The organism is Streptomyces sp. NPDC043876, assembly GCF_056435825.1.
Genome location: NZ_JBWKDV010000012.1, coordinates 120,303 through 135,302, shown reverse-complemented (window position 1 = coordinate 135,302; position 15,000 = coordinate 120,303). Strand labels below are relative to the sequence as shown.

Sequence of the window (15,000 nt, the reverse complement as noted above, 5' to 3'; positions counted from 1 at the left end):
GATGCGACTGTCAGGCGGTTTCGTTCTCCATAGACCGGAGCTCGAAGCCCCGCCTGGTGATGAACTCGGCGAGGACGGTGGGCTTCTCGTCCGGGGTGAGCATCGGTGCGCCCTGCGCGTTGCGGCGCCGCACACGGGCCCACAGTTCGTAGAGCGACTCCCGTGTCGCGTCCTCTCGCATGGCCTCCGCTATCAGGTCAGCGATCGGCTCGGTGGGAGTGCCGGAATCCGCCAGCTCCTTCAACTGCCGGGCGAAGTCCGGGTCGGGTAGCCGGAACACAGCCCCGTGCAGGCTCTCGCTGTACGCCTTCGTGACGAGGAGGGTGTGCTCCGGGTCGATTGACGCGTACACGTCCCAGTCGTACTCGAAGCCCTCCCGCTGTTCCGGCTTGGTTCCCACACGGCGGGGGCTGTGGCGTCCCTGCTCGTCGGCCTCGATTACGACCTCGGTGCGGCTGCGGACGGTGCCCAGCACGTGGCCCGGATAGGCAGCCATTGCCTCCACCATCCGCCGCTCGGCCGGACGCATCTCCTTCCATCCGGCCGAGGAGCCTCCGCCGACTCGGCGCGCGGCGTCATCGACCTGTTCGAGCATGCCTCCCGGGCCGGTCCAGAAGGGGGTCAGGGAGTCGATGACCACGGTTCCGTAGCCGTCGGCCTGTGCCGAGGCGAGCGCAGCGGTCAGGTCGTCAGGAGAGAAGTAGGTCATCACCGTGACGTCGAAGGCGAAGTTCGGAAAGGCGTCTGCGAACCGCTTCGACGCGCCCCGCTGGGTGTCGATGACGGCCGTCTTGCGGCCGAGTACGGAGGCGACTTCCAGGACTGTGGGTGTCTTGCGGCACCCACTCGGTCCGTCGCACACCATGCGCAGGTCCGTCTGTTCGTGGACTGCCGGGGAGAAACGCAGGCGGCTGATCTCGCTGAGCCTGCGCACGGGCGTGTCCGCGGTCCTCTCGGCCATGGTCTGCCTCCTTCAAATCAGGTCTACAGGTAGCGGTTCGGGACTGCCGGATGGTCTGCGGTCAGCCCCGAAGGAGAGGGCTGAAGTAACCCCTTCTCGCATGGATAAGTGTACATAAAATTAGGACTCTGTGCAGGTCAACGGGCCCTCCCCTCGATGCTTCGGGGCTGCTGTACCCCGTCGCCAGATGGGGACGAACGAAGGGTTCGCGGCTCCCTGCTACCCATGAAGGCCGGCCGTCTGGAGGGGAACCGACGCCGGCCTGCGCCAACGGCCGTCCTTGCTGGCGCGGCGCTGGCGGAGCCCCGCCGGGGCTCCAGCGCCGGGGGCCCTCTGGACCCGGCGGATCCTCATGTCTGCAACGCAAAAGGGCCCGTCTCCCAAGTGGGAGACGGGCCCTTTGGTCCTGCGGTAGGGCGGTTGAGACGTGCTGTCGACCGCCGAACCCTCGGCCCGGTGCCGCCGCAGGATGGACGGGGCCGGCCAGAGCCGCTGGCATCGTGTCGGTGTCAGCCGGTAAGTCCTCCGAGAACGCGGTTGGTGGGGCACTGCCACGGGGCCCCGCAGCCGTAGCAACGGGGCGCTTCCTTCTCAGCGCCCGTGGTGTCGGCCTTGCCGTGCGCCTGGCGCGCCTCGGCGACCGTACGCGCGTACCGGTTGCGCGCGGTGAGCAGCGGTGACGTCACCGCCTTGGCGACTGCCTTGGCGGCGGCGAGCGTCTGGTCGGCCGGCACATGGGTGGCGATGGCCGCCTGCAGGTCCTGGAGGACCTTCTCGGCGGCCCGGACCTCAAGGGTGGGGGCGATGACCTCCTCGAGGATGTCCTTGGCGGCCGTGTGGATCCGGCGGCCCGGGTAGTCCGGGAAGGCGTCACTCAGCAGATCGGCCAGAGCCGTCTTGGCCAGGCTCAGCGGAACCTGCCCAGGCGCGGCGGGTGCCGGACCCTTGCCTTCGGCGGCCCGGCGCACGTCGCCGCGGGCTGCGACGATCCGCTCCTTCTCGACGACGAGGGGGTGGACCACCTGTTCCAGGACGCTCTGGGCTGCGAGACGGACATCCCCAGGCCTGACCTCCGCAGACTCCAGGGCGGCGCGAAGCTGCCCGAGGAGTTCCTGTTCTTCCTCCTCGCTCAGGGCTGGCAGGAGGACCCGCTCGACGATCGCGGCCGCGACCGGCTGGGCCTTCTCGACAGCGAGCGGGTCGGTGAACCGGCGCACCAGTAGCGCGCCGACCTGGACCCGCAACGCGACCGGCATCTCCCGGCCGGCTTGCTTCTCAGGCTCCGATTCCGCCGGCACGACGAGGCCGGCGCGGGCGAACTCCGGCACCGCGGTCACGTCGATGTCGCGCTTGTACCTCTTGGCGAACGCGGCCAGCTCGGCCGCCGTGTAGTAAAGGCGCCCGACTTCGTCTTTGGAGCCGCCCTTGATGTGGGGGCGTTGGCCTGTGGAGGAAGGCCGCTGGTGCGCCCAGGACTTCACAACGTCGTGACTCACCTTGAAGAGAGCGCCGACGTGGTTGAGGTAGAAGCGGAAGCGGGTCTTGGGGTCGGTGTCCTCGGGGCTGATGGTCGGAACGATGGGGAGCCACCGGCCGACCCGGTCCATCTCGATGGGCTCCGCGTTGAGGCCGAGGAAGCCGATCGCCTGGCCGAACCTGACGGCGACCGCGCGCGGGTACACGAGGGGGTCGTGGAGTACCGGTTCCCCAACCTTGCCGATGGCCCCGCTGGCGTGCCACCGGTCGACGGTCTGTCGGGCGGTGCCAAGGAGCTCGGCAAATTCGGGGACGGTGACGACCCGCTCTTTGGCCTGGCCGAATCCGAGTACGACCGATCGCTCGAACAGGAGCGGGTCCTGAGCTGCCGGGGCGCCGTACTTGGCGGTGTTGGCGGGGTCGGTGAGCCACTTCGCGACGGCCGGCGGTTCGGCCTGGAGGATCTCGGCGGCTCCCTCCACGGTGAGGAGCAGTCCCTTCACCTGACCGAACGCGATAGCTGCAGACCGCGGGTAGAGGACCGGGTCCTCCTGCGCGGGCGCGCCGAACTCGGCGATCGCGCCGTCGGCGTGCCAGCCGGCCACGGCCTGCCGTGTCACGCCGAGCAGGCTCGCCATCTTCGGGAGGGTGAGGTTCTCGCTGCTGTCGCTTCGGCTCATACCATCGTCTTCTTCCGTAGGGCAAGTACGGATGAGGGTACATGCGATCACTTCGTGGGGGTGGGGAGCGAGCTGGAGCGTGGTCATGGTCGGCCCTTCGGGACTCGTGGGTTTGGGGGGAAATACGTGACCACAGACCGGGGCCGGGAGGCGCCGGGTGGAGGGGGTGAGGGTCGAGGCCAGGCGTTCCTGGCGTTGCGCTCGTGAGGCTGATGTGCTGCGGGCTGGCCGCTCCACGCGATGGGGACCGGCAACTGCTCCAGCTCCTGCGCACTGATAAGTGTACGCGACTGCAAATCATGGCGTCATCAGTTCATGCGTGCACGCCGGGCGTGGCCGGCCGCCATGCCAGCCGATGCGTCACGTCCGTGGGCGGACGCCAGGAGAGCGGCGGCCGGGATCGCGAACCGCAGGAAGTGCGCCGCGGGCAGGAGACAGGCGGTCAGGAAGACCCCGATCTCGGGGAGCGGGATGATGACCGGCGCGGCGCCGGTCCAGTGGTCATCGGGCATGCGTGTCTCTCTGTTCTGGTGGAGGAGGGGGGAAGGCCCCCGTGCCGGCGGATCAAGGTGCATCCGGCGACGCGAGGGCGTGCTGGAGGTCGGCCAGGCGGTAGGCGGACGGCCTGCCGGGGGTGGTCAGCCGGGTGGAGGTGACGGCCAGCCCGGCGGCCTTCAGCTCCAGGGCGATCTTGCGGCCGCCCTCGCGAAGCCGGGTGGTGGAGTCGCTGCTCTCCCATCGGGCCCATTCGACCGGGTCGGCATCGGCGAGCAGGGTGAGAAGGTTCCCCACCGTGAGCGACTCGGGCTTGCCGGCCTTCTCGAACACCTCGAGAAGCAGCGTGAGGATCTCGGGCGGCTCGGGCGCCGCGGAGGATCCCGTGCCGTCGCAGAGCTGCAGGAGCGCCGTCCAGGCGTCGAGCATTCCGGCGTCGGTCAGGGTGTGGGTGAGGTCCGGCAGGCCCGCCGCGGCCCGCTCGGTCCCGACCTGCAGGGCGTACTGGGAGCTGATCTCCCGGAACTTGTAGCGGACTGGCCGGTCGGCGAGTCCGGGCATGCCCACGCCGTGAATCTGGCCAGCGTCGTTGACGGCGGTGTGCGTGGCCGCGCGGATCAGGTCGGAGCGGTACCCCTCGGCGAGGGCTCCCGCACCGAGGAGTTCGGTGACGTCGACGCGGCGGCACGCGCCGAGCAGCTTGGTGGCCAGTTTGGGACCGATGGCCTCACCGAGCCAGTCCTTCGTGCCGAACTGGGACCCGCCGTATACCCAGATGCCCTCCTTGCGGCCCAGCAGGAGCAGCCGGATGAGCAGGGCCTTTGCCTCGGGCGAGAGCTGCCCCCACTCGTCGACGAACAGGCAGATCGCCGGGTGGGTGGGGGAGGGCTGCCACTTGTTCCCCCAGCCGTGCGCTGCGCGCTGCCGAGCGCGGGCGGAGCACAGAGCGAGGAGGAACACCAGGACCGCGACGATCTTGTCGTCGTCCATGCAGGCGTTAAGGGTGATGGCCGGCCCGAGGTCGCCCACGCCGGTCCCGATGGGGTCGAGGTTGATGACCACGGCATCCGCGCATGCGGTGACGGCCTCCGCCATGGCCAGCATGATGCCGCTCTTGCCTCCGCCGGAGTCCGCGACCATCAGCAGCATCAGGCCCGCGAGGCTGAACTCCAGCGGGGTGGCGTCGATCGCCACCCCGAAGTCGAACATCGCGGTGATCAGTGCCGACAGCGGAGCGCGGTATGGCACCGGGCCCACGAGCTCAGCGGTGAACGGGCTGCGCTCCAGGACACGGAGCACGCAGCTGTCGCCGGCGTCCGGGTCCGCTTCGATCAGCAGCCCGTTGCGACGCAGCCGCAGGAGAGTGATCAGACGCTTGTAGGTGTCCTCCTTGGTCAGGTCGTCCGGGCTTCCTGTGCGGAACCGGGCGCGCGCCGTCCACCCCCAGGGCTCGCGGACCGCGTGGGTGACCTCGGCGACGTCCCGGCCCTCGTGCCGGATTGCCCGGAACAGGGCCTCTTCCGCTTCGGCGGGGCTGGTCGCATCAGCGATGGGGAAGGGGGTGAGGTCCTCCTCGTCCTCCTCCTCAGCGTGGGCATCCGTGCCGCCGTCGGGAGCAGCGCCGGCGGGACGGTCGAGCTCGGGGAGCAGCAGGCCGGGCGGCAGGGCCCGTTCCGTGAGCTCTATCGGGTGCCGGCCGAACCAGAGCCCGCCGAGCCCGGCCAGCGGAAGCAGGACGGCCCCGGCCGCCAAGGGCGCGGTGGACGCCAGTGCGCCCAGTACTCCGGCGGCGGGGAGCACCGCCGCGAAGTGACCAAGGGCTCTCATCGAACGTGCCCGGCGGATCTGCTCCAGCGTCGGTTCGAGGGGCTCGAACGGCAGCTGCTCCAGGGAGGCCAGCCCTTTGGCCCGAAGAGCCAGGCGGCCGTTGAGGTGCTTCAGGCGCCGGGCCGCTTCGTTGGTCAGGCCGTACCGCGCGGCTTCCTCCGCCAGCTTGGTCACCTGCCGGCGCAGCCGGTCGACATCGCCTTGTGCCGTCATACGGGCGGCCTGGTGCTCCTCCAGGTGCCGCTTGATGAGCCGGCGGCGTATCTCCTCGTCAGACATGTACGCGACGCCCATCCAGTGGCGGACAATCGCGGCCGCGTGCCGCAGGCCCGGGCCGGTGTGGCCGGCAACTGCCCTTGCCGCGGTCGCGGCGCAGTGCGCTGTCCATCCCGCCGCAGCCTGGATGCGCTCGGCGCGCTCGTCACGCGCGGAGCGGCCGTCGGTGTCGTCCGCCGGATCCTCGTCGTCGACCAGCTCGGCGTAGACGTATTCGCCTTCGTACGGGCTGACGGTCCCCGCCGAGGCCGGGCTGGTGTCGTCGGGGCGGGTCATTCCGTCTCATTCCTTCAATCGTGGGGGTAAGGGTGCCGGGCCCTTGCGGCGGCCGGTCAGCCACCGAACAGGTAGAACCCGAGGTTGTTGGAGACGATTACGCCACTGCTCAGGGCCACACCCAGGAATCCGACCCCCGTGCCTGCGCAGATGCCCAGCACTGCGCCGCCGACCATTTCCCTCCAGTCAGCCGGCCGCCATTGAGCCGCGTACATCTTGATGAGGTACCAGCCCAGCACGGCGAGTCCGAAGAGAGCGCCGCCCGCGGTGATGGGCGGTATCTCGGTGGTCGGGGGGTTGGGTGCGACCTGTGCACCGGCGCCGGCGCGCAGTGCGGCCTCGCCGGATACGTTGAGTCCGCGCCGGACGGCCCCGGCGATCTCGCCCAGGAACCCACCGGAGTTCGCGGTCACGGCCAGGACGCCCAGGGCGACCAGCACTACGGTCTTCTTCTCGCGGAGCAGGCGGTACTTGAACCCGGCGGCGATGACCACGAGAGCGAGGACACCGCAGGCCAGAGTGCCGAACGTTCCGTTGGCCACGTCGTTGTCGAACATCAACTTGCTCCTGTGAGGAATCTAAGGATCGCGGGGGTGTAGGCAACGAAGACGCCGGCCCCGGCGGCGAACAGGACGGGGCGATAGGCCAGCCACCCGTAGGGGGACCTCAGAGCCTTGTAGCCTCCGCGTCCGATGAGCCGTACGAAGGACCAGAGCACCTGGCCTGCCAAGCCGACGAAGCTGGGCGCGGCCTGCGCGATGAAAACGGCCGCCAGGCTTCCGCAGCCCCATCCGATGTAATAGAGCGGCCCGCCAACGAGGTTCGGTTCGGACACTGCCTGGGCGACCCACATGGTCGCCGTGTGATCTCCGACCGGAGGGACCGTCGCGAGAGCGAGGCAGAGCAGGTTTCGGCGAAGCTGCAGGCGGGACCAGTCGAGTGGATTGCCGGCAGTGTCCGTCCCACCGGATCGTTCCACCACCGCGGCGAGCAGATCGATCCAGCTGAGGCCGAGCACGGCGCCAACCGTTTTCTCCACGGCGCGGGCCATGGCCTCGCTGTACTCCCCGCTGGGTGCGTCGGGCGGCGGCTTGTCGACGACCTGGTCGATCAACGGGTCGCCGCTGTCCGTGGAGAGCGGCTCAAGGGGTGCCGCAGGGGACTGCTTGTGGAAGTCGTGCATCACGGCTGTCCAACGGCGAGGCGGACCAAGGCGGAGAGCACGCTCGATCCGGTCGACCCTCGTCCTTGGATGAGGCGTGTCAGCACCGGCCCCAGGGGGGCGCTCTCAAGAACAGCGGCGGCGATCAGGACCCGCAGCACCAACGCCAGCCCAGCGCTGGGAGAACGGAATAGACCGCGCCGAAGCGGTCGGGAGGCTCTGGACATGGCGGTTCCTTCGGTTGGTGGGGGAAGGCGCCTGCGAGAACCTCGCGGCGCGGAATGCATGTGGTCATGTGGTGGGGATGTGTCGTTCTTCCGTCGTGATCTGGCGCTTGCGACAGATCACGACAACGTCGGACAGACCCCATGACAGTTCCTGACCTGCGAAAACAGATGAGACAGATCCGAAACGACGCCCCTGGGGCTGGGGCCGGCTCAGCCCGCCGACTCAGCGGCGACGGCCCTCCCTGGAGCGGTCCTCGACCTCCCATTTCTGGCCCTTGCGCGCCACGCGCGAGACCTGGGACCGGTGCCGGACGCGGCGCCGCTGAGCTGCCCGCTCGGTGGCAGACTCCCTGCCGCTGTACGTCGTCGTCGCCATCTGCCGGTCGTTGCCGAACAGGCCGAAGAAGGCCATGGAGAACTCCTTGGAGAGAGGTGGGATCGCCGGCCCCCTTCTTCGCGGAGGGGGCCGGCTTGCGTAGCACTGCGCGGACGGCCCAGGCCGCGCCGCAGACCACCGCGGGACGGATCCGGGCAGTCGTGGCCAGTGACCGTTGCACCGTCGGAAGGTGGGAGTTCCCGATCAGGCTGCTTCGGGGAACCGCTTCACGCGTGGACGTGTGCACGGTCGGTCTTCACGCGTGGACGTGTGCATGGTCGGTCTTCACGCGTGGACGTGTGCATGGTCGGTCTTCACGCGTGGACGTGTGCATGGTCGGTCTTCACGCGTGGACGTGTGCACGGTCGGTCTTCACGCGTGGACGTGTGCACGGTCGGTCTTCACGCGTGGACGTGTGCACGGTCGGCGTTCACGCGTGGACGTGTGCACGGTCGGCGTTCACGCGGAAGCCCATGGAGGAAGCAGGCTGGCGAGAGGTCCTGACCGGTTGCTGCAATCTAGGCGTGCCAGTCGTCAGCTGCCCCACTCACCCGCTGCCCTTGCCAGACCAAGGTGAGGAGGATTTGTATCCACCGTTCTTCGGCGTCCGGGAGGGGTTGGCTCGGGAGGGCATCTGACGCAGCTGGTCGCGGGCCGCTCGGTGTCTCGGCCGCCTCCTTCTCACAGCGCTCACCCATCGCGCTTCGCTTGACTGGTCTCCTTCATGGCCTCCCTGATGGCCTTCGACAACCAGGAATCGGATCGGCCCAGGGTCCGGGCAAACGCGGCTTGTGACACATGTGGATCGGCGGCCTTGGCCTTGAACCACTGGGCTGCCGCATCGGCGCGCTCGCGTTGCTCCTTCGTGAGAGCCACCCGGGCGTGGACCCCTCGAGGACCTGCAGGATCTGCCGGTACCGCTCGACGCCGGCGAACAGGCGGTGCTACAGGTGCCGTGGGGGCGGCAGCAGGCTGGACATGTACGACATCGCCGCCGCGAGAGTCCCAGAAGGGGTCCCCGACGCCGGCGGGTATCGAGAACGTTTGAAGGCCGGGCTGCCACATCGCGACGGCGCTGCCGGAAGCACCGGGCCCCTGGTGGGCTTGTACGGCGCTGCTCGGAGACGACGTGCTCTTGACACCGTCGGGGGAAGGAAGTTCAGGCCGGGATGTGCCGCTGGCGAGGCCGACAACGGATGCCCAGTGGGAATCGAGACCGGTGGCCGACGGACGAACCGCACTCGGGCGCGCTTCCTCCTGCTGCCGGGCAGCGATCGCGGGAAATGTGATTCCCCTGCGGGCGAGCCGGAGCAGCAACAGGCGACGCACTGGAGCCTTCCAACGCCAGAGCCGGCCGTAATCGGTTCGAAGCCGCGCCATCTCGACGAGTTCGTCGACCTGGTGGTCGAGCGCGGCTTCGAGGCTGGTGTGGTTGCCCAGGTACATCCACCTCCGCAGCCGGTACGTCCAGTGCGGGGAGAGCAGCCAGCGCACCATCCGCACCCTCTCCATGTGGCGGTTCGCGGTGATCTCGGCAAACCGGCCCACCGCATGCCGGGCGGCTTCGATCGTGACGACGAACAGCAGGGGGATGACCGCGTGCATGCCGGTTCCGAGAGGGTCGGGCCAGGCGGCCGCGCCGTTGAACGCGATTGTCGCCGCGGTCAGTAGCCAAGCTGTGTGGCGAAGGAGAGGGAACGGCATCCGCAGCCAGGTCAGGAGCAGATCGAGGGCCAGGCATACGACGATGCCGATGTCGATACCGATGGGGAAGGCCACGGCAAAGGCTCCGAAGCCCTTTCGGATCGCCAGCTTGTTGACGGCCGCATAGGATCCGGCAAACCCGATTCCGGCGATCAACACCGTGCCCGTGAGGACCACGCCGGTGATGATCCGCTGCGGGCGTGTCAGTTCAGGGCGGTCACGCGTGGTCTGGGACTGCGGCAGAACGGAAGGGTCGCCGGTAGGGGGCGGGCTCACGGGGGGTCTCCTGATGCGACGCACACCGGTGTGCGGACGCAGGTACGGGTGAGAGCACCTCTGGGAGGGCCGTATCACCAAGCGGCGTCTGCCGCCGCGAGGGTGGCCGGCTGCAGACAGGGGCTGCCGGCTCGCGGTCTACTCCGCGTAGCCGGAAGGGCCGTCGGGCGGGGGACGAAGACGAAGCTGGGCCGTCTCGGTGCCGCGGTCCTCGACGATGAGCTCGGCCCGGGTCAGGCCGGAACGCTGGACCACCGCGTCAGCGGCATCGGAGAGAAGGAGAGCCGCGGCGCCCGGAGCGTGGTGGGTGATCTCGATCGTGACGTCGCCATCCAGGGCTGCTGCGGAGCTGATCAGCTGCTCCACGGCCACAACTGGCTTTGCACCGTGCCCGGGTCCGTGAACGCGCTCAGTTCCTGGTAGGCCGCAGGAGGCGAGCTGCTGAGCCAGTCCGCCCGCAGATGCAGGATCACCAAGACCAAGTGGTTAACGAGGTCGTGCTGCGGGTCCTCTTCGGGAAGCACCGGCAGCGGCATGGACACCGCTTCCCGGAGCATCGCCCAGCCGACATCGCGTGCGCTGGCGGTGGTGGGCAGCCCCCGGACGGCCATTTCGGTGAACTCCCGCAGCTCTGCCGCGTTCACCAGCTGATTGGCGCGCATCAGGACTTCCCGCCCCTCGAGTCGGCCAGCTCGGCGACAGCAGTCAGAAGAGCACTGAGGTATCGGTCGGCGACCACTTTCGCGTGCTGGCGCACGTTGTCGGAGACCGCCTCGGCGACCGGCGCCGTGAGGGCCGGTGGGGAGACAGAGATGGTGCGTAAGCAAGGGACAGTGCGTGACTTGGGCATGGACCTCTCCTTCGTCTGGTGAAGAACCTGGGGACTGCGGAGTGGCTTCAGCGGGCCGGCCGACGGGCCGCCTGCTGCGCCTCGTAGAGGCCGGCCTGCCACTTCTCCGGCGTCACGTCGAAGAGCAGACGCTGACCGCTTCCCGGGCAGCGAGCCCTCCCTTCGGGAGTGCGATGCGGCCGGATCATGCTCCGCTCGACGACACGCCATGTGTCGCAGTCGGGACACACGGCGGTCCGCTTCTCTCCGGAGTGGTTCGTAACGGCGTTCGGCCGGATACGGCTGACCGCGATCGGCGGCCTCTTGCTGTGGCGCATGGGTCTTCCTTTCCAACGGATGCGTTCCTCGCCCACCAGGGCTTGACCGCCGACTAGGCGGGAGGGCTCCTGAGGGACGAGCAGCGCAACTGCTGTCGGTCTGCGCTGGAGATCCGGGCCGGGGGACCTTGTGGTTCGTCAACCCCGGGAAGGAACGGATCTCCGTATGGCTGCGCTCTTCGATTGTTGATCGAGCATGAGGGTACATGGTTCCGTAGCTCAGGTACACCGATCCATGCCAATCGGTTCGCGTGAGGGTTGAGTTCTTGACGATCTGGGACCTTAGAGCAGCTCAAAGGCTGGTCCGGCGGGGACCCCTTCGGCCAGCCGCAGCACATCCGGCCCGATCATGACTTGGGGCCCGGCGCAGCTCCTCTCGGAACCCGGGCCTGGCTTTGAAGCGGGCCTGCCTACGAAGCGTCCTTGCAGGTGAGCAGGCCAGCAGCTGCGTCAATCCTGAACACTGTGTTGGAGCAGGGCACGAACACCACTTTCCCTCTGCGACGCCCATAGCCCAGGCGATGGGAAGACCTGCTCGCCTTAGTCTGGGAGCGGTTGGTGCAGCGTTTGCTGCGGCCTGCTTCCGGAGGTGCGTCGGCGAGCCATTCCGATTCCGGGGGGCGGTCGCTTGCATGGGCTGCCCGGCCGTGCACGTCTGCCAGGAGGTCAGCATCTGAGCGACAGCACCGACGCCGACCGACGCACCATCCCGTCGGCTGACAGATCGTCGGCGTCGAGCAGACGATCACGGGCAGCGCATCGAACGTCTCGAGAACGAATGCGACCTGCAACCGAGCGCTGACCAGGCGGCCGAGCCGCAGCTGCCCCCTGGCCTCCAGGGGCAGGCCCCGCACCCTCGAAGTTGCGGGGCCCGCCACGGCCGCGCGGATCAAGGCCCGGGGCCAGGTCGCTCAAGGTTTGACGTCAGAGGATGTTCCACTGCAGGCCTCGCTCCTCACGGTGGAGTCCTTCCACACGCCGCTTGACCTCGTGCACGCTGGCCGGGGCGTGGTGCACTTTCCTCGCGTTCGTCGTGATCATGCGCAGCTCCCGGATCGCGGCCAGGGTTTGGTAGCCGGACCACCGCGTGACGTCCCAGCCGTACGCGTCCGCGAAGGCTCCGTAGTGCCGTGCCCCGTGGCCGAAGCGCCGACAGTGGACTTCCACGGTGACGAGATCCCACTCCGGCTGTCCGAGCGCCACGGTGTCCCAGTCGCACAGGACCACTTCGCCGTCGCCGGTGTGGAGGGCGTTCCGGTGCTGAGGATCTCCCTGGATCACCCCCTGAGGCAGGTCAAATTTTACCGCGCTGAGAGCTGACTCGAGCTGCTCGGAGTATTCCTCCAGGAATGACAGCGATTCATCGGAAAGGCACGTGATCGCCTTGAGTGACCGGCGGATCGCGGCGAGGTTGTCGTGCACCGGCAGGGCCTCGGGCACAGCCGTCAGGGTGTGCAGCGCGTACAGCGGCTTGGCCAGCTGGGCCGCGGTGACCGGCTGGGGCGGCTGGGGCAGGTACTTCCAGAAGGTGAGGGCGTGCCGATCGATGACGACTGGCTGGTCGATCGAGTCCAGAGGGACGGTGGGGAAGTCGGCATCCATAAGCCAGCGAACGAACCGGACCGTACGGGCCACATCGCCTGCGTTTGTTCCCTTTCGGGATATTTTTACGACAACCTGTTCCTGCTCTAGATGGATGACCGCGTTGGTGTGGCCGCGGAGCAGGCGAGCGTCGGAACAGTCGAGGCCGACGGCCGCACACCCTCGTTCCAGAATTTGGTACATCTCGGACTCGTCGAACCCGCCAGGGGCCGGCGCAGTTTGTGTCATGACTTCAGGCTCGCCGACGATCCGGGCCGCTGTCACATCTGCCCGGGAGGAAGCGCCAAAATTTCGCGCAGTTCGCGGGCTGCGCGGCCGCCCTCTGCGCCCGGGGGAAGCGCCCCGATGACCTCGCGCGCACGCTGTTCCACGATGGGTGTCCGGTGGTCGGGAGCGATCCGGAGGAATGTGGTGCCAGCCAGCTGGCAGGCTTCCATGAGGCTGCCGTCGCGGGCCAAGCAGAGGGCCGCCTCGAGGTTGAGCAGCGCGGGGTCGATGCCGGTCTTCGACGGGTAGAGGCGGAGCGCCGCCTCCTGGACGCGGCGGGCTTTGCGCGTCTGGCCGAGGGCGGTCAGGGTGCCGCTCTCGTATAGCCGAAATCGTCTTTCAGGGAAGCTCCAAGCGTCGTTGCCTGCCGGTCCTCCGGCGCCGCTCTGCTCAAATGCGATGGCGGCGTGCCGGAGTGCGGTCTCGGCCCCGTCAGCGTCTCCCAGCTTGGCCAGAGCTCGTGCCTCGGCCGCTGAGGCGAAGGCGGCGGTGATGCTGGGCCGTCCTCGGCTGATGATCCTGGCTTCTCGGGCGAGGCTGACTGCTGCCTCGATCGGACCGTAGTAGTAGGGGAGCATGGCTGCTTGTGCCCGTACCCGTGCGCGGAGCTCCGGGTTTCCGCTATCGTCCGCGGCGTTTCTTGCCGTGGCGTACCAGGACTGGGACCGGGTGAGGTCTCCCAGCTTCATGAGGGCGTCGGCGATCAGGGTGGCGAGCATGGCAGTCAGCTCGGACAGGTGGACCTGGACAGCGGCGGGCTGCCGGTGTCCAGCCAGGTCCTCGACCTCGGAGAGGTGGCCCAGGAGCACCCTGATCATTGGTGCCGGCGCCGTGTAGACGTACTGCTCACGCGCCCACAGCACCTGCTCATCCAACGTATCGAGCTGGTTCGAGCTAACCGTTCCTGCTGCGAGAGTGCGGTCTACCGACCGCCTTGCCGCATCGACTTGCTCCTCCAAGGCGTCGGCGGCCACGGGATGGTCGCGGCGAACGGATGGCGCCAGCAGAGCATGGGCCGCAAGGGCCAGTGCGGAGGGGCTCGGAGGTACGGCCACCGCGGCGCTATGAAATCCCAGATCCTCGGGCCTGCAGCGCCCGTAGTACTCACAGAGCAGGGCAAGCGTCGCCGGACGCGGCTGCCGGTCCGTCTCCCAGTGTCCCAACGAATCGGCATCCACCCGAGGGGCATCGGGGTGCCCGGCGCTGAGTGCCTTCAGGCCCTCCGCGGCTTGCTTCAGCGTCAAGCCGCGGGCAAGGCGATGAGCACGGAGCAGCGAGACGGCACAGTGGGTGTGGATGGTGCCGGCGATCTCGCCGTAGGACTCACCGCGGCTGGTGGCTTCCTGGCGTAACCGCCCTGCACACGAGGGACGGTGCGGCGTGCGGTCCATGGGCACCTCCTCAGCGCGGATCGGCTGCTGAAATCGTAGTGACGATCCATCGACTCTGCGTAAAAACAGTAACTTCGCCGGGAACCAGCAACCAAATCAGCAACTTCAGCCAGCCCAAGTCACTGATCAGTAAACCGTCACTGTTGCTCGGCATCGGTTGTAGGCGAATCCTGCTCGTCTCGGAAGCCCGACAAGCTGTCCGTTCGCCGGAGGACCTGACGCCCCGGCCGACGGGCCCGCGGCGGGCGCTGTCTCGCCGTGTGGGCCTCGCTGCCCACCCGGCCAGCGCCCGCTGCCACTCAGACGGGGAGGTGTACGCGTTGACACGGTTGTCGAGTCGGCAGTTCCTGGTGGCGCTGGCGCACAGTGACGGCGTTGAGCGAGTCGCCGTGGAGTTCGAGAGTCACCCCAGCAATGTCGGTGAGGCTCGCCACTTCGTTCGCCAGCGGCTCGCTAGCTGGGGACTGGGCGAGGATGTCGCCCTCATCGACCGGGTCATCCTCGTCGTGAGCGAGTTGGTCACCAACGCGGTTGTGCACGGCCGGACTCGGCCCTCGGGCCAGAACGAGAACATCGGTGTCGCGCTCGCGTTCAAGAAGGACTTCGCCCTGGGGCTCATGGTGACCGACAACAGCACCAGTGTCCCGATCGTGAGGGTCCGCGCGTCAGCGGGTGGCATCCAAGGACGCGGGTTGGCCCTCGTCTCGGCCGAGTCAGACAGCTGGACCGCTGCCCCTCGCCAAGAGCGAGATGGCTGTCGAGGGAAGGCAGTGTGGGCCTTTTTTCTCTGCCCGCAGCAGGTCGTCCTGCCTGACCTGATGCCCCAGCCTGCGTAGC

At 68.3% G+C, this 15,000-nt stretch carries 14 protein-coding genes; 1 reads left to right on the top strand and 13 read right to left on the bottom strand.

The features are described from left to right. Positions 1-10: 10 nt before the first annotated feature. The 13 genes from AC0693_RS31745 to AC0693_RS31685 form a co-directional block, all read right to left on the bottom strand. Entirely contained in the window at positions 11-961 is a 951-nt protein-coding gene (locus tag AC0693_RS31745) for an AAA family ATPase (RefSeq protein ID WP_478803654.1), read from the bottom strand. Positions 962-1,470: 509 nt separating this feature from the next. Further along, complete coding sequence (locus AC0693_RS31740; RefSeq protein ID WP_478803653.1) at positions 1,471-3,117, bottom strand: hypothetical protein; 1,647 nt, start codon at positions 3,115-3,117, stop codon at positions 1,471-1,473. Positions 3,118-3,425: 308 nt separating this feature from the next. After that, a complete protein-coding gene (locus AC0693_RS31735) occupies positions 3,426-3,629 on the bottom strand; it encodes a hypothetical protein (RefSeq protein WP_478803652.1) in 204 nt (67 codons plus the stop codon). Positions 3,630-3,681: 52 nt separating this feature from the next. After that, positions 3,682-5,991 (bottom strand): hypothetical protein, encoded by a 2,310-nt coding sequence (locus AC0693_RS31730; protein ID WP_478803651.1) that lies wholly within the window; start codon positions 5,989-5,991, stop codon positions 3,682-3,684. A gap of 56 nt (positions 5,992-6,047) precedes the next feature. Further along, complete coding sequence (locus AC0693_RS31725; protein ID WP_478803650.1) at positions 6,048-6,548, bottom strand: hypothetical protein; 501 nt, start codon at positions 6,546-6,548, stop codon at positions 6,048-6,050. Then, complete coding sequence (locus AC0693_RS31720; protein ID WP_478803649.1) at positions 6,548-7,174, bottom strand: hypothetical protein; 627 nt, start codon at positions 7,172-7,174, stop codon at positions 6,548-6,550. The genes AC0693_RS31725 and AC0693_RS31720 overlap by 1 nt, the downstream gene beginning before the upstream one ends. 429 nt (positions 7,175-7,603) lie before the next feature. Beyond that, a complete protein-coding gene (locus AC0693_RS31715; protein WP_478803648.1) occupies positions 7,604-7,792 on the bottom strand; it encodes a hypothetical protein in 189 nt (62 codons plus the stop codon). 654 nt (positions 7,793-8,446) lie between these two features. Further along, the gene (locus AC0693_RS31710) at positions 8,447-9,736 is read right to left on the bottom strand and encodes a DUF2637 domain-containing protein (RefSeq protein ID WP_478803647.1); all 1,290 of its coding nucleotides are present in this window, start codon (positions 9,734-9,736) and stop codon (positions 8,447-8,449) included. A gap of 138 nt (positions 9,737-9,874) precedes the next feature. Then, entirely contained in the window at positions 9,875-10,102 is a 228-nt protein-coding gene (locus tag AC0693_RS31705; protein WP_478803646.1) for a hypothetical protein, read from the bottom strand. Beyond that, a complete protein-coding gene (locus AC0693_RS31700; protein WP_478803645.1) occupies positions 10,090-10,398 on the bottom strand; it encodes a hypothetical protein in 309 nt (102 codons plus the stop codon). The genes AC0693_RS31705 and AC0693_RS31700 overlap by 13 nt, the downstream gene beginning before the upstream one ends. A gap of 235 nt (positions 10,399-10,633) precedes the next feature. Next, positions 10,634-10,903: a hypothetical protein gene (locus AC0693_RS31695; RefSeq protein ID WP_478803644.1), complete on the bottom strand. Its 270-nt coding sequence runs from the start codon at positions 10,901-10,903 to the stop codon at positions 10,634-10,636. Between the two features lie 924 nt (positions 10,904-11,827). Further along, positions 11,828-12,733, bottom strand: coding sequence for a phosphotransferase (locus AC0693_RS31690; protein ID WP_478803643.1), 906 nt, complete (start codon positions 12,731-12,733; stop codon positions 11,828-11,830). A gap of 32 nt (positions 12,734-12,765) precedes the next feature. Continuing rightward, positions 12,766-14,163 carry a helix-turn-helix domain-containing protein gene (locus AC0693_RS31685; protein ID WP_478803642.1) on the bottom strand — a complete coding sequence of 466 codons (1,398 nt, stop codon included), beginning with the start codon at positions 14,161-14,163 and terminating at the stop codon, positions 12,766-12,768. A gap of 38 nt (positions 14,164-14,201) precedes the next feature. On the opposite strand from AC0693_RS31685, the gene AC0693_RS31680 reads away from it, so the two are divergent. Continuing rightward, positions 14,202-14,999, top strand: a complete 798-nt coding sequence (locus AC0693_RS31680) for an ATP-binding protein (RefSeq protein ID WP_478803641.1) — start codon at positions 14,202-14,204, stop codon at positions 14,997-14,999. The last annotated feature ends 1 nt before the right edge of the window (position 15,000 follow it).

Excerpts from the sequence above, each read along its gene's own strand:
- AC0693_RS31715 (WP_478803648.1), bottom strand. The coding sequence starts at position 7,792 with ATGGCCTTCTTCGGCCTGTTCGGCAACGACCGGCAGATGGCGACGACG.
- AC0693_RS31735 (WP_478803652.1), bottom strand. The coding sequence starts at position 3,629 with ATGCCCGATGACCACTGGACCGGCGCCGCGCCGGTCATCATCCCGCTC.
- AC0693_RS31695 (WP_478803644.1), bottom strand. The coding sequence starts at position 10,903 with ATGCGCCACAGCAAGAGGCCGCCGATCGCGGTCAGCCGTATCCGGCCG.
- AC0693_RS31725 (WP_478803650.1), bottom strand. The coding sequence starts at position 6,548 with ATGTTCGACAACGACGTGGCCAACGGAACGTTCGGCACTCTGGCCTGC.
- AC0693_RS31700 (WP_478803645.1), bottom strand. The coding sequence starts at position 10,398 with ATGCGCGCCAATCAGCTGGTGAACGCGGCAGAGCTGCGGGAGTTCACC.
- AC0693_RS31690 (WP_478803643.1), bottom strand. The coding sequence starts at position 12,733 with ATGACACAAACTGCGCCGGCCCCTGGCGGGTTCGACGAGTCCGAGATG.
- AC0693_RS31730 (WP_478803651.1), bottom strand. The coding sequence starts at position 5,991 with ATGACCCGCCCCGACGACACCAGCCCGGCCTCGGCGGGGACCGTCAGC.
- AC0693_RS31685 (WP_478803642.1), bottom strand. The coding sequence starts at position 14,163 with ATGGACCGCACGCCGCACCGTCCCTCGTGTGCAGGGCGGTTACGCCAG.
- AC0693_RS31740 (WP_478803653.1), bottom strand. The coding sequence starts at position 3,117 with ATGAGCCGAAGCGACAGCAGCGAGAACCTCACCCTCCCGAAGATGGCG.
- AC0693_RS31745 (WP_478803654.1), bottom strand. The coding sequence starts at position 961 with ATGGCCGAGAGGACCGCGGACACGCCCGTGCGCAGGCTCAGCGAGATC.
- AC0693_RS31720 (WP_478803649.1), bottom strand. The coding sequence starts at position 7,174 with ATGCACGACTTCCACAAGCAGTCCCCTGCGGCACCCCTTGAGCCGCTC.